This is a genomic window from Psychrobacter sp. TPE 89C (assembly GCF_055522395.1).
Genome location: NZ_JBVFXW010000008.1, coordinates 46238 through 66614, shown reverse-complemented (window position 1 = coordinate 66614; position 20377 = coordinate 46238). Strand labels below are relative to the sequence as shown.

At 44.3% G+C, this 20377-nt stretch carries 22 protein-coding genes and 1 tRNA gene; 16 read left to right on the top strand and 7 right to left on the bottom strand.

Translation table 11 applies throughout. The annotated features are described in order from the left end of the window. Positions 1 to 135 precede the first annotated feature (135 nt). From ACZW67_RS04465 to ACZW67_RS04455, 3 genes are all read left to right on the top strand, one after another. Positions 136 to 1518 (top strand): bifunctional folylpolyglutamate synthase/dihydrofolate synthase, encoded by a 1383-nt coding sequence (locus ACZW67_RS04465; RefSeq protein WP_465182289.1) that lies wholly within the window; start codon positions 136 to 138, stop codon positions 1516 to 1518. Between the two features lie 265 nt (positions 1519 to 1783). Then, positions 1784 to 3049, top strand: coding sequence for a LysM peptidoglycan-binding domain-containing protein (locus ACZW67_RS04460; RefSeq protein WP_465182288.1), 1266 nt, complete (start codon positions 1784 to 1786; stop codon positions 3047 to 3049). Between the two features lie 277 nt (positions 3050 to 3326). Continuing rightward, a complete protein-coding gene (locus ACZW67_RS04455) occupies positions 3327 to 3857 on the top strand; it encodes a DUF2726 domain-containing protein (protein ID WP_197217914.1) in 531 nt (176 codons plus the stop codon). Positions 3858 to 3885: 28 nt separating this feature from the next. On the opposite strand, the gene ACZW67_RS04450 is transcribed toward ACZW67_RS04455, so the two are convergent. From ACZW67_RS04450 to gatC, 7 genes are all read right to left on the bottom strand, one after another. After that, positions 3886 to 4842, bottom strand: coding sequence for a DUF1853 family protein (locus ACZW67_RS04450; protein WP_465182287.1), 957 nt, complete (start codon positions 4840 to 4842; stop codon positions 3886 to 3888). Between the two features lie 102 nt (positions 4843 to 4944). Further along, positions 4945 to 5124, bottom strand: coding sequence for a hypothetical protein (locus tag ACZW67_RS04445; RefSeq protein ID WP_465182286.1), 180 nt, complete (start codon positions 5122 to 5124; stop codon positions 4945 to 4947). Positions 5125 to 5223: 99 nt separating this feature from the next. Then, entirely contained in the window at positions 5224 to 6069 is an 846-nt protein-coding gene (locus ACZW67_RS04440) for a hypothetical protein (RefSeq protein WP_465182285.1), read from the bottom strand. 212 nt (positions 6070 to 6281) lie between these two features. Continuing rightward, positions 6282 to 6358: transfer RNA gene (locus ACZW67_RS04435), tRNA-Pro, on the bottom strand. A gap of 114 nt (positions 6359 to 6472) precedes the next feature. Then, a complete protein-coding gene (gene gatB / locus ACZW67_RS04430) occupies positions 6473 to 8002 on the bottom strand; it encodes an Asp-tRNA(Asn)/Glu-tRNA(Gln) amidotransferase subunit GatB (RefSeq protein WP_465182284.1) in 1530 nt (509 codons plus the stop codon). Continuing rightward, positions 8002 to 9498: an Asp-tRNA(Asn)/Glu-tRNA(Gln) amidotransferase subunit GatA gene (gatA, locus tag ACZW67_RS04425; protein WP_465182283.1), complete on the bottom strand. Its 1497-nt coding sequence runs from the start codon at positions 9496 to 9498 to the stop codon at positions 8002 to 8004. The genes gatB and gatA overlap by 1 nt, the downstream gene beginning before the upstream one ends. A gap of 70 nt (positions 9499 to 9568) precedes the next feature. Beyond that, positions 9569 to 9883, bottom strand: a complete 315-nt coding sequence (gene gatC / locus ACZW67_RS04420; RefSeq protein ID WP_110923936.1) for an Asp-tRNA(Asn)/Glu-tRNA(Gln) amidotransferase subunit GatC — start codon at positions 9881 to 9883, stop codon at positions 9569 to 9571. Positions 9884 to 10467: 584 nt separating this feature from the next. Here gatC and ACZW67_RS04415 point away from each other — a divergent pair. The 13 genes from ACZW67_RS04415 to rpsC all read left to right on the top strand — a co-directional run bounded on the left by ACZW67_RS04415 (position 10468) and on the right by rpsC (position 20376). Continuing rightward, entirely contained in the window at positions 10468 to 11505 is a 1038-nt protein-coding gene (locus ACZW67_RS04415) for a rod shape-determining protein (protein ID WP_465182313.1), read from the top strand. 185 nt (positions 11506 to 11690) lie between these two features. Beyond that, positions 11691 to 12551: a rod shape-determining protein MreC gene (mreC, locus tag ACZW67_RS04410; protein WP_465182282.1), complete on the top strand. Its 861-nt coding sequence runs from the start codon at positions 11691 to 11693 to the stop codon at positions 12549 to 12551. A 140-nt stretch (positions 12552 to 12691) separates the two neighbouring features. Continuing rightward, positions 12692 to 13177, top strand: a complete 486-nt coding sequence (gene mreD, locus ACZW67_RS04405) for a rod shape-determining protein MreD (RefSeq protein ID WP_465182281.1) — start codon at positions 12692 to 12694, stop codon at positions 13175 to 13177. 172 nt (positions 13178 to 13349) lie between these two features. Continuing rightward, on the top strand, positions 13350 to 14051 hold the full coding sequence (locus tag ACZW67_RS04400) for a Maf family protein (protein ID WP_465182280.1): 702 nt from the start codon (positions 13350 to 13352) through the stop codon (positions 14049 to 14051). Between the two features lie 172 nt (positions 14052 to 14223). After that, positions 14224 to 15807: a ribonuclease G gene (gene rng, locus ACZW67_RS04395; protein ID WP_110923940.1), complete on the top strand. Its 1584-nt coding sequence runs from the start codon at positions 14224 to 14226 to the stop codon at positions 15805 to 15807. A 407-nt stretch (positions 15808 to 16214) separates the two neighbouring features. Then, entirely contained in the window at positions 16215 to 16526 is a 312-nt protein-coding gene (gene rpsJ, locus ACZW67_RS04390) for a 30S ribosomal protein S10 (protein ID WP_010196670.1), read from the top strand. 48 nt (positions 16527 to 16574) lie between these two features. Continuing rightward, the gene (rplC, locus tag ACZW67_RS04385) at positions 16575 to 17213 is read left to right on the top strand and encodes a 50S ribosomal protein L3 (RefSeq protein ID WP_110923941.1); all 639 of its coding nucleotides are present in this window, start codon (positions 16575 to 16577) and stop codon (positions 17211 to 17213) included. A gap of 14 nt (positions 17214 to 17227) precedes the next feature. Beyond that, positions 17228 to 17830 carry a 50S ribosomal protein L4 gene (gene rplD, locus ACZW67_RS04380; protein ID WP_110923942.1) on the top strand — a complete coding sequence of 201 codons (603 nt, stop codon included), beginning with the start codon at positions 17228 to 17230 and terminating at the stop codon, positions 17828 to 17830. After that, positions 17827 to 18177, top strand: coding sequence for a 50S ribosomal protein L23 (gene rplW / locus ACZW67_RS04375; RefSeq protein ID WP_011279789.1), 351 nt, complete (start codon positions 17827 to 17829; stop codon positions 18175 to 18177). The genes rplD and rplW overlap by 4 nt, the downstream gene beginning before the upstream one ends. Positions 18178 to 18188: 11 nt before the next feature. Beyond that, complete coding sequence (gene rplB / locus ACZW67_RS04370) at positions 18189 to 19016, top strand: 50S ribosomal protein L2 (RefSeq protein WP_110923943.1); 828 nt, start codon at positions 18189 to 18191, stop codon at positions 19014 to 19016. 12 nt (positions 19017 to 19028) lie between these two features. Beyond that, on the top strand, positions 19029 to 19304 hold the full coding sequence (rpsS, locus tag ACZW67_RS04365) for a 30S ribosomal protein S19 (protein WP_021813372.1): 276 nt from the start codon (positions 19029 to 19031) through the stop codon (positions 19302 to 19304). A gap of 10 nt (positions 19305 to 19314) precedes the next feature. Continuing rightward, positions 19315 to 19644, top strand: a complete 330-nt coding sequence (gene rplV / locus ACZW67_RS04360) for a 50S ribosomal protein L22 (RefSeq protein ID WP_010196689.1) — start codon at positions 19315 to 19317, stop codon at positions 19642 to 19644. A 3-nt stretch (positions 19645 to 19647) separates the two neighbouring features. Further along, positions 19648 to 20376, top strand: coding sequence for a 30S ribosomal protein S3 (gene rpsC, locus ACZW67_RS04355; protein WP_110923944.1), 729 nt, complete (start codon positions 19648 to 19650; stop codon positions 20374 to 20376). Position 20377: the final 1 nt, after the last annotated feature.

Here is a 20377-nt window from a genome sequence, read left to right as displayed (position 1 = left end):
TATAACGGTAAATGCTATTTTTGGTTTTGGTCAGGTAGTTATATACTAGGACGTATCTTCTAATCGATGACTTTCTAACCGATAGCTTTCTAATCGCCAATTTTCTATTCGAATATTTCAATATAGGTTTCATCTATGTCTGACACTTCACTTTCTAACCCGAATAGCCCTAATGAGAATAGCCCTAATGAGAATGCCAATTTGACCGAATGGCTTGATTACATGCAGCAGATACACGTGTCGGCGATAGACATGGGGTTGTCGCGCGTGTTACCAGTTGCTGAAGCCTTAGGCGTAGTGCAGTCAGCCAAAGATGATGCTTACGTGTTTACGGTGGCAGGTACCAATGGTAAAGGCTCGACGATCGCTGTCATCGCACAAATGTGTCAAGCAGCAGGTTATAAAACAGCCCTATATCAATCACCGCATTTGAGTGTCTTTAACGAGCGCGTGCGCATCAATGGCGAGATGGTCAGTGATCAAGTCTTGATTGCTGCCTTTAGCAAAGTAGAAGTGGCACGGCTACAGTGTGATTTGACCCTATCGTTTTTTGAGATGACAACACTGGCGGCATTACTTATATTTGCTGAAGCAGATTGTGATGTGTGGGTGTTAGAGGTTGGGCTAGGTGGTCGTCTAGATGTGGTCAATATTATTGATCCTGATATGGCCGTGATTACCAATATTGCAATCGATCATGTCGACTGGTTAGGTGACAATGTGGAAGATATCGGCGCAGAAAAAGCAGGTATATTGCGTGATGATATCAGCCTGATATACGGTGCTATTGAGATGCCGAATAGCGTTCAGCAAGCGATTGATAAGCATCAGGCAAACTGTTATCAAGTAGGGCAAGACTTTAGCCACCGCGACATTGATGCAGCGACGTGGCAATACAGTAATGCTGCTATTACTATGCAACTGCCGCGCTCAGCATTATCGTTGACCAATACGGCCAATGCATTATCAGCAGTACTCGCAAGTCCGTTGAATGTCGATACCGATGCTATCGAGGCAGCGTTGCAAACAGTCAAGTTAGCAGGTCGATTTGATTATCGCGAGATAGATAATCGTCATTGGTTATTTGATGTGGCGCACAATGAGCAAGGCGTTGAGTTCTTATTAGCGCAATTACTACCGCTTTGGCAGCAGCATGTCGCAGATCAAAATACCGCTGAACATGCTGATAGCACGCCTGCCACCATTAAAATGCTATTTTCTATGTTAGCTGATAAAGACATTGAAAAGGTTGTACAGCGCTTGACCGAGACAGGATTACCAATTAGCGAGTGGTTTATCGCTGAAATTGACTATCCACGGGCAGCCAGTACTGAGCATTTGCAGGGTATACTAGTAAATCATGTCGATGATGCTCAAGTGCATGAATTTGAGCGTTTGCAAGCTGCGACTTATGCAGTCAGAGCGGCCAGTCAACCGCAAGACTTAATCGTAGTATGCGGCTCTTTTCATACGATAGGAGAGGCGCTATCTGCACTGGATGCTGACAATTTAAGTTAAACCAGCCGCTATTTAATGTTAATCTTAACGGTAGCATGATGGCAGACAGTATAGAAAATATGCTTTATAATCAAAATGCTTCAGAGCATTGAAACTAAGAGCACTGACATTAAAAGATCGACATGACCTCTGAAAATTGATACATGTAACCCGCGGCAATCGCTAGTCATCAAAGCTCTCTATGATATAGCTCTCTACGATATAACTTTGAGACGACAGCTGCGCCGCTCAATCAACCTTATTACCAACTAAGAGACGTAAACGGATGAATTTTTCGAGACAAGCCTTATTGGGCATTGGGATGATTTTAGGCGGTAGCGTGATGCTATACGCTATGGTGCAACAGATTGGCGATAGCAGCAATGAGCAGCCTGCGCCAACCTCAGCGATGGTAGATACGCCAAGTACTGAGCAAGCAGCTGCGCAGCCGTTAACGACTGATATCGAGACAGAAAAACGCATCTTGGCACAGAAACAAAAAGAGCGTGCTGCCCGTGTCGCAGAGCAAGAAAAGCGAGCACAGCAATTTTTGACCGAACAAGAAGCAGCCGAAGCTGAAGCATTGGCGAAAGCACGTGCTGAAAGCCAACAATATGTAGCCAATAGTGCACCAGTCGTTGACGAGACTGAAAATCCAGAAGCGGCAAAAGATGTCGCTAAAGACCTAACCGTCCAACCTCGTACGGATAGTGAATCGGCTGCTGCTGATAAGAGGTCTAGTGATGCTGAAAAGCAAAAAGCTGCTCAAGCGCAACAAGAAGCAAAGCGCCAAGCTACGATTAAAGCAGAAGCCGCTGCTAAAACATTAGCGGATAGTAAAAAAGCAGCTGAAGCAAATGAGCAAGCGAAAGTAAAGAAACAAGCAGAGGCCAAAAAGCAGGCTGAAGCTAAGAAACAAGCGGATGCTCAAAAGAAAGCTGAATCCGAAGCTAGAGCCAAAGCTTTAGCAGAGCAGAAAGAGAAAGAGGCTACTGAAGCGGCTAAAAAAGAACCACCAAAATCACCTTCTGATTATGAAGTAAAAAGAGGTGATGGACTCATTAAGCTAGCAAGACAATACAATGTACCTGTCGCAGTATTGGCACAAGCCAATGATATTTCTCCGTCAGCATCATTACAATTGGGTCAAAATATAACGATTCCATCACGTGCTCAAGTGCAACGATTAGAACGTGAAGCTGCCGCTGCTGAAGCAAAGCGTCAAAAAGAAGCAGCCTTAGCTAAGAAAACAGCAGAAACCAAGCGGGAAGCACAGCAGAAACTTACCGAAGCTCGTAAAGAAGTCAAAGAAACCGATGCGAAAGGTAGCTTTGGGGTACAAGTGGCTTTGGCGAATGATCAGAACAGAGCGGATGATTTGGTCAAAAAGTTCCAAGCAGCAGGCTATCAGGCTAAAACCAGTCGTACCAGTCGCGGTGTCCGAGTCGTCGTCGGTCCTGAGCGTGGTAAAATCGCAGCCTTGGCGCTAAAGGATAAGATTAATAGTGACCCTAAAGTGAATACAACGGGCGCTTGGGTTTTATACTGGTGATAGCTGGTTTGCTAAGTCTGTATTCCAGTATAGAAGTATAGACGTATAGAATTGACCATACCGTTATCATTAAAACACGACATCTATTGTCGTGTTTTTTGTTTTATCGTTTGCTGATTTAGGTCAGCTTGGTTACGATAAGCACCGTTTTTCTCTACTTCTCTCTTTATAACCTGTCAGTCTATAAGGGCTGCCTTGCCGTGGTCAGTTATGTGTCGACTCTTCTACAAGATCGCCATAACTATCTGACCGCTTTAATCATGTATAAGGTAAAACCATGTCGTTTGGTGTTATATTTTTAATCTTAGCCGTTGGGTTTTTAGGGCTAATTACCGTACCAAAGCTGTTAGAAAAACGTGTAGTCGTCGAGCCTGATCCAAAGCCTGTACGCGGCGATGAGTTGGCTATTTGGCCGTTTGCGCCGATGCCAATTATGACGGATACTGAGGTGATATTTTTTAATAAGTTAAAAAACGCGCTGCCTGAATATCACATATTTGTTCAAGTTCAGCTATCACGAATCATTGAAGCAAATAGTAGTGAGACATCAGAACGTAGCTTTTGGTTCAATCGTATCTGTCGCCAGAGCGTTGACTACGTGATCGTAGATGTCGATGCTCAGACCACGCTGGTGGCTATCGAGCTTGATGATTGGACGCATAGTAGTAAAGCGCGGCAAAAGGCTGATGACAAGAAAGACAAAGCGCTTGCCAGTGCTGGTATTGCGATGGTGCGCTTTCATGCGGAGCGTATGCCCAGTGCTGATATGCTTAGATATGAGCTGATGCAGGTGATTGAAAATTATTAAGCTTTTTCGTTTTAAGTATCTAGGTTAGCTAAGACGCTTCATCTATTTGGTTTGATTGTTTGGGACAAATCACGATGGGTCTATCACCCACAAAATATAACCCTGTCGCAGGTGGCTCACTATCTGACCAAACTGTTTGCGTTTGACACGCATCATAAAAGCCGCGCTTGGTAAACCATTCGATATAATGCGCAGCTCGTAATTGTGTTGTATCGATGGTAGCGAGAGTGGGCATGTCATTCTTATCACACCATTCATGCATCGGAAAGCTTGATGCTAGCCAAGTAGGGTAGCTAAAATTATTGATATTTATTGGCAAATAGAATCGTCCTTTTATAATGCCATAACGTTTATCAATTTTAACTTGCCCATGATTTTCCGTATCTACCCACACTGTCCGAAACTGCTTAGTTTGCATGTGCGTCATCTTGCGCTGTAAATTGTCATTGGCATTAATCCCCACCCAGTTCACAGGCTCAAACGGTGCTGACCCCATAAAAAACTTAATGGCCAGCTCCCAATGCTCGACCAGATTCTCATCATGATTATACAAAATCAAATCCAGCTCACCGACGGTCTGCTTGCCATTAAATAACTGTACGTTATTAGCGAGCGTCTCGTACGGATGCAACTTGTGCGCAAATCCATCCTCTAACCAAAATGACAGTAACCCTTCAAAATGAAACCCCAGTCGATTGGGACTTGGGCGCTTGAGTAAATAGCGAGTCAGTGCTTGATAGTCATTAGTGGTATCCAGCTCTGTTAGTCGTTGCTCATACGCCTTGAATTGCGACTGCCAAAAGTGAGCGCTATGCACTGCAATAGCATGTGTGCTTTCATGCGGTGCGAAATCTAACCACTGCGTTAAGACGTTAGGACAAGCAAGTGCATAAGCCAAATCACGCACATAGGGTCGACGGTAACGCTCCCAAGGGGCGCTATCTATAAGGCGATTAGATGTGGGCTGATTGAAAGGCTCGGACATAGGATAAACCAGTATGAAGGTGTAGCATTTACCCTAACGGCTCGCTCTATAAAAGTCTATAGGATACGAGTATCGGCTAGGGTAGTGCTCAGCTTTTTGGCTTTAAAACATGATATTAATATGATGAATGTGAATGCTGATATCAGGCGGTGATAGCAAGTAAGGTAATAGGATGCTAAGTACCGTTTTTAATATTGGCAGTAGCCATTTGGATAAGTTGCTAGGCACGTTATGCGGTGGCTGTTGTTCTAGATTAAGTGGGGTGTGATCTTTCTGGGTCATTATTTACCGTAACTTGATTGATACGGCTTACATGGTCTATGTTAGGGGATGGAAGTGCTAGGGTCATTGCAAGCTGCAATATCAAAATTGCAAAACCTGTCAGATTTTGTTTGCCTTAGCAAGTATTCCGTTAATAGTTCTTTCGCTCAAAGTTTTGATGTTCATATCGGCTATGTGATTAACAAGCATACTTTGTGTTGGTTGCTTGCCAGCATTGGTATTGTCTTTATTCACAAATAAGCTTTCAGTTATTTCACTGTTTAATAATAGTCTTTTCATAGTATTGATTAGCTGATAAACGCTTGCTTGCGTTATATCATCTTGAGTAATAGCTGATTGAGATTGTAGAGTCTTGTTTAATGAATCTATTTCATCACGCTGGCTGTAATAAACTCCTGTGGCTTTTTCTAAGCGTGCTTCCAAGGCTTTATTTTTAGCCAGTAAAGCTGAATAGTCATCATGTGTAATCGGCTTTAGCTTATGAATATCAATATCGGAAAATAACGTTTTAGGCATATCATCAGCGTGATACTCTACAATAAATTCCTTTAAATCATTAATTTTTATAGTGCGTCTATCAGGGCTTATGTGTCCTATACCGCCACTCATATAACCAGCTGCTTCTTTCTCCTTTTCGCCATTTATATAATCTCCTTTGTCACCATCTCTACCCATTTTCAACTTACCATCATCAAAAGCTTTATGTAGCAATTCGCATCTAGGTTCAACGCATTGAACATATGGGTGCTTCATAATATTTCTTGATAAGGCATTTCCATCTCCTTTGCGAACGCATTGAGCTAACTCAAAAGCTAAGTCACTTCTAGGGATTCCACACCATAGAATAGCTGCTTCTGCCACAGTCAAATAATCAAAATTATTTTTGATATTATCGCAATTATTAAACTGAGAGTAATAGTTAACATCTTTATAGACACCCTTCATATATCACACCTCTATACCTTTAAATCAAAGTAGGTGCAAGGCAGTGACGGCATAAGGGTGTAAATAGCTGCACTTTATCTAATCAACCCTAGCCTTGCACAAATTTCTATCAGTTATCTGCTTAATACATCATACAATCACTAGCCAAATTTAGCACAAAAAAAAGCCAACCATTGAAAACAATGATTGGCTTTTCTCTTTACTACTATGTTTGGTCGGAACGGCAGGATTTGAACCTGCGACCACTACACCCCCAGTGTAGTGCGCTACCAGACTGCGCTACGCCCCGAGTGACTGACTATTTTACGCAAAATTGCACATATTGCAAGAGCTATTTATTTTGCCCAAACTCTATTGCGCAATTTCACGTATAGCCATCAGCATAGCCATTTAGTCGTTTACCTTAACCCAATAACTCTTTTAGGATTTGGTTCACTTGTTGTGGATTGGCACTACCGCGACTGGCTTTCATAACTTGACCGACTAGACCGTTAAAGGCTTTTTCTTTACCGCCACGATACTCATCAACCATTGCTTGATTTTTCCCAATGACGTCTTCAACGATGGCTTTGATAGCGCCAGTGTCTGTTTCTTGCTTGAGGCCTTTATCTTCGATGATCTTATCGGCTGCGTCATCAGCATCGCCGCATTCACGCTCGTATAGAGCACTAAAGACCTTCTTAGCCAGTTTGCCAGATAGCGTGTCGTCTTTGATGCGTTTCAGCATACCTGCCAATTGCTTGGCGCTGATAGGGGAGTCGACGATGTCTTTGTCGTCTTTATTCAGCGCGCCAAGCAAATCGCCCATGACCCAGTTGCCAGCCATTTTGGCATCTGATTGACCAACTTCTGCGACGACTGCTTCGAAGTAATCAGCAATTTGACGACTACCAGTTAAGATACGAGCATCATATTCTGATAGACCAAGTGCTTCTTCAAAACGCGCACGACGGGCAACTGGGAGCTCAGGCATGGCGGCTTTAATCGCATCAACCGTATGCTGCTCGATGCGGACAGGTAGCAGGTCAGGATCAGGGAAGTAGCGATAGTCGTTGGCATCTTCTTTGGTACGCATGGTGCGAGTTTCATCGCGCTCTGGATCATACAGCATCGTCGCTTGAACGACTTTGCCACCGTCCTCTAAGATATCGATTTGACGCTCGATTTCACGATTGATGGCGCGTTCGATAAAGCGGAACGAGTTTAAGTTCTTTAGCTCAGTACGCGTACCAAGCTCATCACCTGGTCTGCGCACAGAGACGTTACAATCGCAGCGGAACGAGCCTTCTGCCATGATAGCGTCAGAAATACCCAGCCAAGTGACCAACTGATGAATCGCTTTAATGTAGGCAAGGGCTTCATGAGCAGAGCGCATATCAGGCTCAGAGACGATTTCAATCAGCGGCGTACCAGCACGGTTGAGATCGACGCCAGTCATACCATCGACGGCATCATGTACTGATTTACCAGCATCTTCTTCTAAATGCGCGCGGGTGATACCCATACGTTTAGGGTATTCGTTCTTATCCCCTTCATTGACCACGACATCGATGTAACCTTCACCCACGATAGGATTGGCCATCTGAGTGATTTGATAGCCTTTCGGCAAGTCAGGGTAAAAGTAATTTTTGCGGTCAAACGTATTAAATAGACCTAACTCAGCGTTGACGCCGATACCGAATTTTAAGGCACGATCGACCACGCCAGCATTTAGTACTGGCAATACGCCAGGTAGACCCAAGTCAACGATACTGGCTTGGCTGTTTGGCTCATGACCGAAGTCAGTCGGCGCGCTTGAGAATATTTTACTTTCAGTATTAAGCTGGCAGTGAATCTCGATGCCGATGACGACTTCATAGCCATCAACGAACAGCTCTTTACGAACAGCGTGCTCGCGGACGGCATTGTTATCATTAGTAGTTGCTGTATTCATTATACCGTCTCCTTTGCGATGGCAGAGTGCTGTAGATGATGATCCGTATGCTGCTGGAACAGATGCGCTGTCGTGAGCAGTTGACTCTCTTGCCAATGCTTACCGATTAATTGCAATCCAATTGGTAGACCGTCTGAGGTCAGACCAACTGGTTGGCTGAGCGCAGGCAGACCCGCTAAGTTGACCGCGATGGTATAAACGTCACCTAAGTACATGGTCGCAGGGTCAAGATTATCACTGAGCTTGTAAGCAGCAGTTGGTGCGGTTGGACTGGCAATCACATCACAGCTCGCAAACGCTTCATCAAAGTCTTTGACGATTAAGCGGCGAATTTTCTGTGCTTTGGTATAGTAAGCATCGAAGTAACCAGCAGATAACGCATAAGTTCCAGTCAAGATACGACGCTGTACTTCAGGGCCAAAGCCTTCAGAGCGTGAGCGCGTGTATAGATCGATAAGATCAGTTGGGTTTTCACAGCGATAGCCAAAGCGTACGCCATCGAATCGTGATAGGTTCGATGATGCTTCGGCAGGGGCTAGCATATAATAAGTCGCAAGCGTGATTTCAGGATCAGTGATGTTCACTTCTACAATGGTCGCGCCCAGCTCTTCATATTTTTTCAGAGCCGCACGTGCTGCTTGTTCAACTTCGCTATCAAGGCCAGTACCAAAGTATTCTTTGGCCACGCCAATACGCAAGCCAGCAAATGGCTTATCACCAGCAGCGGCTTCTGCATCGTTAATGTCTTGTACATAGTCAGGCATGTCGTATTTGATCGAAGTCGCATCGCGTGGATCATGACCAATCATTGGCTGTAGCAGGTAAGCACAATCTTTAGCGCTGCGTCCCATGCTACCAGCTTGATCCAAACTTGAAGCGTAGGCAATCATACCAAAGCGTGATACGCGGCCATAAGTAGGCTTGATACCCGTTAGGCCGCAGAATGAAGCTGGCTGACGAATAGATCCACCAGTATCACTACCAGTCGCGACAGGGACGAAACCAGCGGCAACGGCGGCAGCACTACCACCTGACGAGCCACCAGGGACGCGATCTAGATTCCAAGGATTCTGTACCGTGCCGTAGTATGAGCTGCTATTGTCTGAGCCCATCGCAAACTCATCCATGTTGAGCTTACCCAAGCTAATCATGCCTGCTTTGTCGATATTCGAGACGATAGTTGCATCATAAGGCGACACAAAGTTATGCAGCATCTTTGAGCCACAAGTCGTTAGCACGCCTTGGGTACAAAAGATGTCTTTATGCGCCATAGGGACGCCGAGTAGTGGACGCTGATCGCCTTGTGCACGCATTTCATCTGCCGCTTTTGCTTGCGCGCGTGCTGTCTCAGAGGTGTGAGTGATAAAGCTGTTAATCTTGCTGTCTAGCGCATCGATACGCTTGATATAGTGTTCTGTTAGCTCAAGGCTACTAAATTGTTTGTCTTGTAAGCCCGTAATAAGCTGCTGGGTACTTAATAAATGAAGTTCAGACATAAGGTGTCGTCCGTCAAAATGTTAATAACATAAAATCGAATGAAATAAAGGAAGAGAAATAACCGACCGCTTATTCAATCACTTGTGGTACCAGATACAAACCGTCTTCAACGGCTGGCGCGACCGATTGATTGCGTTCGCGGTTGATATCATGTTTGGCCACATCGACACGCAGCTCTTGGCAGGCTTCATGGATGTTCGATAATGGTTTGATATCAGTGGTATCCACATTAGCAAGCGTATGCATAAGCTTTAGTACTTTACTGATGTCGTCGGCATAGTTATCGGCCGTAGTCTCATCGACGCCTAAACGCGCAAGGCTGGCAACTTCTAGGATTTCTTCACGACTGACGTTGCTGTCAGACGTTGTTGGCTGCTGTGACATAGTTTCTCCAGTGAAGGACAGTTTTTGTTAGATGTAGTTGGTTGCGAAAACTAAAATACGTAAGCGCTAAGACAGATATATAGTTATCTTATTATAAAGCATCTGACCCAAGTTTACAGAGCATGACGCTTGATAGATGCACAATATCAACTAATAAGGAATGATTTGCAGAATTGACTGAATAATTCACGATTGATTCTCAATTGCTTACCTATTAAGCTCTGAAATACGTTACAGTATGTACCTGTGCTACTAAGCAAATTATCACCTGCCTGTAGAGCGCTTGTTAGTTATTGAATTAGATGGTGTTTCATTAAGATAGATGGTAGAGACTACTATTTCAAACTTTGAAACAATTTTTAGCGTTTAAGACTAAAATCCTTACTTATTGATGCAAATACCTGTGTTTTTTTTGAGCTAAATAGGTATAATTTAGCCCAGTTTTTCATTTCATCATTATTGCTTAGGTTTGGCTTGTTGCGATGTTCAGCTTTCGCTTCAGGTAATGTCTAACGACGACCTGCTCAACACTGACGAGTAACACCTCAGTCAATCTCATTCGCCTCATTCGTAAGACGCTGGATATATTAGTCATGAACCTGTTTGGATTTTTATCAAATAATATCGCTATCGACCTCGGTACTGCGAACACCCTCATTTTTATTCCTAATAAAGGTGTCGTACTTGACGAGCCTACGGTAGTGGCGCTACGAAGTAATCGTACGCAAAACCCTACCGTTGCTGCTGTTGGTGTTGATGCCAAGCAGATGCTTGGTCGTACACCTTCCAACATTACGGCAATTCGCCCACTAAAAGACGGTGTGATTGCTGACTTTGAAGTGACCCAAAAGATGCTTAAGCATTTTATCATGAAGGTAAAAGCCAAGCGTTTTATGGCGCAGCCTAACGTGGTCGTTTGCGTACCTTGTAAGTCTACTTTAGTTGAGCGTAAAGCAATTCGTGAGGCAGTATCATCAGCAGGCGCTAGTAAAGTATTGTTACTAGAGGAGCCAATGGCGGCAGCGATTGGGGCGGGGATGCCAGTTCATGAAGCCAGTGGTTCTATGGTGGTTGATATCGGTGGTGGCACGACTGAGATTGCTGTTATCGCTCTGTCTGGTTGCGTCTATGCTGAATCTATCCGTATTGGTGGCGATATGTTTGATGAGGCGATCATTACCCATGTACGCCGTACGCACGGCTGTGTCATCGGTGAGACAACAGCTGAACGCATCAAAAAAGAAGTAGGCTCTGCACTGAATGAAGAGGGCCAGTTAGAAGTGGAAGTCCGTGGTCGTAGCATGGCAGAAGGCGTGCCAAAAACGTTCATAGTCAATTCAGAAGAAGTACAAAAAGCATTGAGTGATCCATTGAGTGGTATCGTTAGTGCAGTAAAAGCAGCGCTCGAGCAAACCCCACCTGAGCTGTCATCGGATATCGCAGAGCGCGGTATTGTGTTGACGGGTGGCGGCGCTTTATTACGTGATTTAGACAAGTTGATTTCAAGAGAAACAGGTCTACCTGTGACAGTTGCCGAAGATCCACTGACTTGTGTCAGCCGTGGCGGCGGTATTGCTCTTGACTTTATTAACAACAAAAGCTTGAACATGATTTTTGTTTAAGTTGTATTAACTAAGTCCTATCATTTTTGATAGTACACAGTGCTTAGTTATCGCTAAGATGAAGCAACAGGTTCTAAAGATATAAAATTAAAGGTAGCCCGCTGCGCTACCTTTAATCACATTATTCAATGCTAGAATTCCGTACTGGCCACCGCTTATTTTATCACCTCTGAGTTAGGCAACTTATGATTCCAAGTATTTTTGCGCGCCAGCCATTAGCACTTCGCAAGACTGCCATCGTATTGATAGTAGCCTTAGTGTTGATGTGGTTCGATAGCAAAAACTCAGAATGGTTTAAGCCAATACGTAATACCAGCCATGCCGCTATGCAGCCTATTTATGAGTTATCGTTATTACCGAGCTATGCCAAGCATTGGGCGAGTGGAAGCTTGCAATCTAAAGAAGCGCTACGCCGCGAAAACATACAGCTAAAGTCTCAATTGATACACGCGCAAGCCAAGCTCCAGCAGCAAGATTATATTCTGGCACAAAACGCGCGCCTGCAAGGTATTCTCTCGACCACCGAGCCTGAGCAGTTTGATCTTAATCTTGCACAAGTTATCGGCACGGATACCAATTTGCTCAGACAGATTGTGATGCTCAATAAAGGCGCACAAGATGGTGTGCAAGTAGGGCAAACGGTTATTGACGAAAAAGGTATCTTAGGGCAAATTATTAATGTTTATCCTAATACCAGTCGATTACTACTGATTACTGACGAACAACAATCAGTTGCCGTTACTGTCAAGCGCACAGGCCAACGTGCTATCGTTACGGGAAAAGGGATACCAACGTCATTGAGTCTCGATTACGTATTCAAAACCTCAGACGTGCGTGTGGGAGACGAGTTGGTTTCGTCAGGGCTCGGCGGTCGTATTCCAGCGGGTTACCGTGTTGGCCGTGTTGCTCATGTCAAAGATGGACAAGCGGACAACTTTAGAAGCATAGAAGTCACGCCAGCAGCTAACTTTATTGACAATGCGTATGTTCTCATTCTGCAAGACAAACGAGCCAACAGCAATGATATTGTTCTCGATGAGCGCTAGATAAGCATCATTTATCTACTCACTCATTGATACCCACCGAATAGCCTATGTATCGGTATATTCTCAATCACAGTGTTCATCCCATTAATGCCTAGCTATGCTCTAATAGCCACCGCTAACACCCGCTAAGGTAAGTACTCATGTCGTATCCTGATTCTGAGAATGCAACGGTAGTACTCATTGTTACGATTATTCTAAGCTTCGTCGTTGCTTCATCACTTAATGTATATCCATTGAGCCCTAGTATGGCCACGCTGCGTCCTATGGTCATGATTATGGTGCTGATTTTTTGGTTGTTGTTTCAACCGCGCTATGTTGGCATCTTTACGGCATTTACCATCGGTATTATTGCTGATCTACTGATGGATACCCACTTGGGAGAGCAGGCCTTTGCTGCAGTAGTAGTCGCTCTCTTCATCAAAATTACCAGTGTATATATCAGACAAATGAACACCGCTAGCGCATGGCTAGTAGCCAGCTTTGGATTGATTGTTTTTCAATTGAACTTGTGGATGCTACAGATGTTCATCCAAAATATTTTTGTCACTCAAGCCACCCTATCATTATTAATGAGCATCCTGAGCTGGCCGCTGGTTCTATTCACGCTACGTAAGTTTGCACGTTAATCACTACGTTTATGAATAACAGTGCTTATGAACAATAATACCTATGAATAGTAATGCTCGTTCATGACTCATGGAGCGATAGCAATAAGGTTTGTTTAGGCCGATTCTGACATGATAACCAATAAGATTTTTCAATATTAAACACACATGAATTTATATAAAGAGAGTTGCGATGGATATCGTTTTAGCATCTGGTTCGCCGCGTCGTCGTGAGCTATTAGAAAGAGCGCAACTGGATTTTAGTATCTTGAGCGTGGATATTGATGAAACGCACTATGATAACGAATCGCCAAAAGACTATATCGAGCGTATGGTCGTCACCAAAGCCGAGGCTGCGATACAAAAGCTAAATGAGACGGGCAATGCAACTAAGAGCGACCTTGCTGAGCAGATTCTCATTTTAACGTCTGACACCATTGGTGTACTGCCAGACGGTAAAACGGTTTTGGTCAAACCAATTGACCGCGAGCACGCTTATAGTATGTGGCAGAAAATGTCTGATAGTGTTCATGAAGTATGGACAGCGGTTCAAGCAACCCACATACAGCTGTTGCCCACAGCATCAGAGCACGATGTATCAACGCATAATGTATCAACGCATAATGTATCAACGCACAATCCAACTTTCCAGATTATCAAGCAGCAGCAAATCACTGAACGTACAGAAGTGAGTTTTATTCCACTGACAGTACAGATGATGAGCGACTACTGGGACAGTGGTGAGCCTGCTGATAAAGCAGGTGGTTATGGTATACAAGGCTTAGGTGCGGCATGGGTCAGCCGTATCAATGGCAGTTATACCAATGTTGTTGGTTTACCGCTTTCGCAAACGCTGGCATTAATTAAAACGCTTACCGATGCGAGTGTTGACTAAATAGATAAGATAAAATTTGTAGAGACGGCTTATTCATGAGAAGTCAGTTGTTACCTCTCTGCACATAATGACACGTGAGAGTAATGGGCGAGAGCAAGTCGCATTTGTTACACTATAAAGATAATAGGCGATGAACGTCTAACAAGAAAGCTGAGAGATAAGAGAAAACATTATGTCCGAAGAGCTGCTGATTAATATTAGTCCAATGGAGTCCCGTGTCGCAGTACTAGACAACGGCATCTTGGGCGAGATTTATATTGAACGTCATCATAAACTGGGGTTGGTGGGTAATATTTACCTAGGTACAGTCGTACGTGTCCTACCTGGAATGCAGGCAGCATTCGTTGATATCGGGCAGTCGCGCACAGCATTCTTACATGTCAATGATATGCAGCGTGAGCCTCGTGCAGTAAAGAAAGCGACTGACACTGCCAAAAATCAAACCAATGGCGCGATAGAAAGTGCTACTGATGACTTGGACGTCACACTACCGATAGTCAACACTCAGAATACGGAAGTCATACCGACTTCTAAAACACTCATTCAGCATCGTTTGCACGAAAGCCAACGTATCTTAGTACAGGTGACAAAAGATCAATTGGGCAGCAAAGGCGCTCGTTTAACCACCAATGTATCACTACCGTCACGCTACTTGGTTTATCTGCCATCAAGCGAACATATCGGTATATCTCAGCGCATCGATGGTGAAGAGGAACGTACTCGTCTAAAGACTGAGCTGACTAGCTTGATGCAGACGGTCAACCTAAAAGGCGGATTGATTGCTCGTACTGCTGCTGAACGTGTCCCTGTTGATAAGCTCGAAGAAGACATTTATTACCTATTGCAGCTTTGGCGTACTATCTGTGCCCGTCGCCAAGAAATCAATCATCATCAAAGCTCAGAGCTGATTTATCAAGAGCTAGCGTTACCATTGCGCTCGATCCGAGACTTGGTACATGCTGATACCGAAAAAGTTATCATTGATAATGCGCAAATCTATGAGCAAGTCAGATACTTTGCCAAAGAGTTTGTTCCTTTTGTGTATGACCGAATCGTACATTATACCGCTGAGCAATCACTCTTTGATGTACACCGTGTTGAAGATGACTTAAAGGATGCTTTGAAGCGCCGTGTCGACCTAAAGTCGGGTGGCTATCTCATTATCGACCAGACTGAAGCAATGACGACGATAGATGTCAATACAGGGTCTTTCGTTGGTGGCCGCTCTTTAGAAGACACCGTTTATAAAACCAATCTAGAGGCCACTCATGCCATTGCCCGTCAGTTGCGCCTACGAAATCTAGGTGGCATTATCATCTTGGACTTTATTGATATGCTTGAACAGCAGCATAAAGATGATGTGCTCGAGAGCTTACAATCACAGCTCACGCAAGATTATGCCAAAACTAAGATTACTCAAGTCAGTGAGCTTGGCTTGGTAGAGATGACCCGTAAACGCACACGGGAATCACTAGGGCAGCAGCTTTGTGAGCCATGTTCAACCTGTCAAGGTCGTGGGTTTGTAAAAACTGCCGAGACGGTCTGTTTTGAGATATTCCGTGAAATTATGCGTTGTGCCCGTACTTATAATTCTCCCAAAAAGTTCACCGTGGTGGCACATGCAGCCGTTATTGACTTGCTATTAACTTCAGAATCGGACACCGTCGCAGATTTAGAGTATTTATTAGGTAGAGTTATCACTTTTGATGTAGAAAATCTTTACACTCAAGAGCAATACGACATCGTTTTGGATTGATACCCTTGCTACTGCTGACAGAGATAAAGGTAATTATTAGAAATAGATAGCTTTGTTTATAAAGCGTAATATCTGGATTCGCTATAGATATAGCCCTTGCAATGAACGAAATACTATGTATAATATACACCACTGAATTATATATGCGCAGCCAATCAAACAGCTGGCGCTATGACAGCTAGAGCATCGTTTCTAGCACTATTTCATTATGCCTCTACTAACATCCGATAATGGAAGGGTTGGTGGGGCTTTAAACTATTTTGCTTTTAGCAGGCTATAAGTTCCAATAAAGAACTCATTCTGGTTAAGAACAGAAGGCAGCTTTAAGTAAATATTTAACCAAACGGCTTTTGATCATATCTTTGCAAAGCAAGAATGACAAAAGCACATATTAGGAGCTTGCTGGCATGGCTAACCAGAGAATCCGTATCCGTCTTAAGTCTTTTGATCATCGTCTGATTGATCAATCTGCACAAGAGATTGTTGATACTGCAAAGCGCACCGGTGCGCAAGTTTGTGGTCCTGTACCGTTGCCGACTCGCATTGAGCGCTTCAACGTTCTAACTTCACCACACGTAAACAAAGACGCTCGTGATCAGTACGAAATCCGTACTCATAAGCGTATGGTTGATATCGTTCAACCTACCGATAAAACTGTGGATGCGCTAATGAAGCTTGATTTAGCGGCGGGTGTTGACGTTCAAATTGCTTTGGGTTAATGCACATAAACACCCAACCCATTAATATAAGATATAAAGAGGTCTAAAATGGCGATCGGTTTAGTCGGTAAAAAATGCGGCATGACCCGTGTCTTCACTGAAGCAGGCGCATCTATCCCTGTAACAGTGGTTGAGATCAGTGCTAACCGCATTACTCAAGTAAAAAATACTGATGTAGATGGCTATCAAGCCATCCAAGTCACCACAGGTACTCGTCGTGACAGCCGCGTAACAGCAGCTCAAAAAGGTCACTTCGCTAAAGCTGGCGTTGCCGCTGGTCGTGGTGTTTGGGAATTTCGTGCCAACGAAAGCGATCTTGAAGGTCGTGAAATTGGTGGCGAGATTCTAGCTGACTTATTCGAACAAGGTCAGATGGTTGATGTTACAGGAAACAGTAAAGGTAAAGGTTTTCAGGGTCCTGTAAAGCGTCACAACTTTAGTATGCAAGATGCGACTCATGGTAACTCAGTATCTCATCGTGCACATGGTTCAACTGGTCAGAACCAGTCACCAGGTAAAGTATTCAAAGGCAAAAAGATGGCGGGTCAGATGGGTAACAAACGCGTTACCGTTCAAGGCCTAGAAGTGATTTCGGTTGATGCCGAAAAAGGGTTACTTGTCATCAAGGGTGCTATCCCAGGTGCCACCGGTGGCGATGTTATCGTACGTCCGTCAGTCAAAGCCTAAGCAAGGGGATTAACGTGGATTTAAAAACAGTTACAGGTGCTGCGGTTGAGCTTTCTGATACGGCATTTGGTCGTGAATTCAACGAAGCACTAGTGCATCAAGTCGTCACCGCTTATTTAGCTGGTGCTCGCCAAGGTACACGCGCACAAAAAACCCGTGCCGAAGTTTCTGGCGGTGGTATTAAGCCATGGCGCCAAAAAGGTACTGGTCGCGCTCGTGCGGGTTCTATTCGTAGCCCAATCTGGCGTGGGGGCGGACGTGCATTTGCGGCCAAACCACAAGATTGGTCACAGAAAGTAAACCGTAAGATGTATCGTGGTGCGATGCAGTGCATCCTAGCCGAATTGATTCGCCAAGAGCGTCTGATTTTGGTAGAAGAGTTGAGCGTTTCTGGTCCTAAGACCAAAGAGCTGATCGCAAAGTTAAATGAGCTTGGTGCACCTCGTGCATTGATCGTCACTAAAGAAGTTGACGAAAACTTATACTTAGCCGCTCGCAACATTCCACATGTCAACGTACTTGATACAAGTGAAGTTGACCCAGTGAGCTTGATTGCTTTTGACAAAGTAATCATGTCAGTTGAAGCTGCGAAACAATTTGAGGAAGCACTAGCATGAATAACGCAAGACTTTATCAGATCCTAAGAGGACCTGTATTCTCAGAGAAATCTCAAATGCTTGGCGACTCACTTGGTGTGCAGGTATTTAAAATTGACTCTAAGGCTACTAAGCTTGAAGTTAAAAAAGCAGTTGAGATGATGTTTGAAGGTGTTGAAGTTTTAAAAGTAAACACTTTGAACGTTAAAGGTAAGACAAAGCGTTTTGGTAAAAGCATTGGCCGTCGTAATGACTACAAAAAAGCCTATGTTACCTTAAAAGCTGGTCAAGATGTACAAATGGCTGATGCTGGTGAAGAGGTCGCGAACACGACTGCTTCTACTAGTGAAACAGCGAATAACGAATAAGGATTACACTCATGCCTATCGTAAGAGCAAAGCCAACATCACCAGGCCGTCGTTTTGTTGAAAAAGTAGTGCATCCACACCTTTATAAAGGTCGTCCGTTTGCAGCGCTTCTAGAATCAAAAAGCAAGACCGGTGGTCGTAACAATAATGGCCGCATTACTACTCGTCACATTGGCGGTGGTCATAAGCAACATTATCGTATTATCGATTTCAAACGTACTAAAGACAATATCCCAGCCACGGTAGAGCGTATTGAATACGATCCTAACCGTACTGCACATATTGCATTACTTAAGTACGCTGATGGCGAACGCCGTTACATCATCGCTGCTAAAAAACAAGCAGTTGGTGATACAGTAATGTCAGGTGAAACTTCACCAATCCGTCCAGGTAACTGTTTACCACTGAAAAACATCCCATTGGGTACTGTGATTCACAATATCGAACTTAAAATCGGTAAAGGTGCACAGATGGCTCGCGCAGCGGGTGCTAGTGTTCAGTTATTAGGTCGTGACGGTATTTATGCTATTCTACGTTTGCGTTCTGGCGAAACTCGTCGCGTACATGTGAATTGCCGTGCTGTTATCGGTGAAGTTTCTAACACTGAAAACAACTTGAAATCACTTGGTAAAGCTGGTGCTTCACGTTGGCGTGGTGTTCGTCCTTCAGTTCGTGGTGTCGCTATGAACCCGGTTGATCACCCACATGGTGGTGGTGAAGGTCGTAACAAAGGTCGCCATCCAACTAGCCCTTGGGGTCAGAAGTCTAAAGGACTTAAAACGCGTAGCAATAAGCGTACTGACAACATGATCATCCGCCGTCGCGCCAAGAAGAAATAAAGGAAGAATTTCATGCCTCGTTCATTGAAAAAAGGTCCATTCATAGACGCGCATTTGTTTGCTAAAGTTGAGAATGCATTAGACACCAACTCACGCAAGCCAATTAAGACTTGGTCGCGCCGCTCGATGATTTTGCCACAAATGGTTGGCCTAACTTTATCTGTTCACAACGGCCGTACTCATGTACCGGTTATCGTGAGCGAACAGATGGTTGGTCATAAACTAGGTGAATTTGCCCCGACTCGTACGTATCGTGGTCATGGCATTGACAGAAAAGCTAAGAAATAAGGTGCTTATCATGGAAGTAACTGCAAAATTACGCGGTGCCGCCATATCGGCACAAAAAGTTAGACTCGTTGCTGATGAAGTTCGTGGCAAATCTATCGAGCGTGCTTTGGATATCCTAACGTATAGTAATAAAAAAGGCGCTGTGTTTGTTAAGAAATGTCTTAACTCAGCCATCGCCAATGCCGAAAACAACAACGGTCTAGATATCGATACGCTTAAAGTATCAACTATCTACGTTGATGAAGGCATTACGCTAAAACGTATCCTACCACGTGCCAAAGGCCGCGCTGATCGTATCAGTAAGCGTACCTGTCACATCACTATTAAGGTAGGGGAATAAGTTATGGGTCAAAAAGTACATCCAATCGGAATTCGTCTTGGTGTTGTAAAAAAGCATAACGCAAACTGGTATGCTAGCCCTAAACAATACTCAGAATACCTAATCAACGACATTAGAGTTCGTGAATATCTACGCAAAAAGCTAGACAACGCTATGATCAGCAACATCATGATCGAGCGTCCTACTGGCGCTGCTAAGATTACCATCGCCACTGCGCGTCCTGGTATTGTTATCGGTAAAAAAGGCGAAGATATCGAAAGACTTCAAAAAGAATTGACCAAAATCATGGGCGTACCTGCTCAGGTTAACATTGAAGAAATCACGTCACCTGATCTTGATGCACGTTTGGTAGCAGACGGTATCAGTAGCCAGCTTGAGCGTCGTGTTATGTTCCGTCGTGCGATGAAACGCGCTGTACAGAACAGCATGCGTTCTGGTGCTAAAGGTATTAAAGTTGAGTTGTCTGGCCGTCTTGGCGGTGCTGAGATTGCTCGTACTGAATGGTACCGTGAAGGTCGTGTGCCACTGCATACACTCCGCGCTGATATTGACTATTCGTCAGTACGTGCAGAGACAACTTACGGCACTATCGGTGTTAAAGTTTGGATTTTCCGTGGCGAAATCCTTGACGGTATGAACAGTGTATATAATCCCGTTAAAGAAGAGCAGGCCCGTGCGCCAAAACGCCGTGGTCGTGGAAACGGAAATCGTCGAAACTCAGACAGAGGTTAAA

Bases quoted from the DNA above. Each gene is read 5' to 3' on its own strand.
- ACZW67_RS04465 (WP_465182289.1), top strand. From the start codon at position 136: ATGTCTGACACTTCACTTTCTAACCCGAATAGCCCTAATGAGAATAGC.
- ACZW67_RS04460 (WP_465182288.1), top strand. From the start codon at position 1,784: ATGAATTTTTCGAGACAAGCCTTATTGGGCATTGGGATGATTTTAGGC.
- ACZW67_RS04455 (WP_197217914.1), top strand. From the start codon at position 3,327: ATGTCGTTTGGTGTTATATTTTTAATCTTAGCCGTTGGGTTTTTAGGG.
- ACZW67_RS04450 (WP_465182287.1), bottom strand. From the start codon at position 4,842: ATGTCCGAGCCTTTCAATCAGCCCACATCTAATCGCCTTATAGATAGC.
- ACZW67_RS04445 (WP_465182286.1), bottom strand. From the start codon at position 5,124: ATGACCCAGAAAGATCACACCCCACTTAATCTAGAACAACAGCCACCG.
- ACZW67_RS04440 (WP_465182285.1), bottom strand. From the start codon at position 6,069: ATGAAGGGTGTCTATAAAGATGTTAACTATTACTCTCAGTTTAATAAT.
- gatB (WP_465182284.1), bottom strand. From the start codon at position 8,002: ATGAATACAGCAACTACTAATGATAACAATGCCGTCCGCGAGCACGCT.
- gatA (WP_465182283.1), bottom strand. From the start codon at position 9,498: ATGTCTGAACTTCATTTATTAAGTACCCAGCAGCTTATTACGGGCTTA.
- gatC (WP_110923936.1), bottom strand. From the start codon at position 9,883: ATGTCACAGCAGCCAACAACGTCTGACAGCAACGTCAGTCGTGAAGAA.
- mreC (WP_465182282.1), top strand. From the start codon at position 11,691: ATGATTCCAAGTATTTTTGCGCGCCAGCCATTAGCACTTCGCAAGACT.
- mreD (WP_465182281.1), top strand. From the start codon at position 12,692: ATGTCGTATCCTGATTCTGAGAATGCAACGGTAGTACTCATTGTTACG.
- ACZW67_RS04400 (WP_465182280.1), top strand. From the start codon at position 13,350: ATGGATATCGTTTTAGCATCTGGTTCGCCGCGTCGTCGTGAGCTATTA.
- rng (WP_110923940.1), top strand. From the start codon at position 14,224: ATGTCCGAAGAGCTGCTGATTAATATTAGTCCAATGGAGTCCCGTGTC.
- rpsJ (WP_010196670.1), top strand. From the start codon at position 16,215: ATGGCTAACCAGAGAATCCGTATCCGTCTTAAGTCTTTTGATCATCGT.
- rplC (WP_110923941.1), top strand. From the start codon at position 16,575: ATGGCGATCGGTTTAGTCGGTAAAAAATGCGGCATGACCCGTGTCTTC.
- rplW (WP_011279789.1), top strand. From the start codon at position 17,827: ATGAATAACGCAAGACTTTATCAGATCCTAAGAGGACCTGTATTCTCA.
- rplB (WP_110923943.1), top strand. From the start codon at position 18,189: ATGCCTATCGTAAGAGCAAAGCCAACATCACCAGGCCGTCGTTTTGTT.
- rpsS (WP_021813372.1), top strand. From the start codon at position 19,029: ATGCCTCGTTCATTGAAAAAAGGTCCATTCATAGACGCGCATTTGTTT.
- rplV (WP_010196689.1), top strand. From the start codon at position 19,315: ATGGAAGTAACTGCAAAATTACGCGGTGCCGCCATATCGGCACAAAAA.
- rpsC (WP_110923944.1), top strand. From the start codon at position 19,648: ATGGGTCAAAAAGTACATCCAATCGGAATTCGTCTTGGTGTTGTAAAA.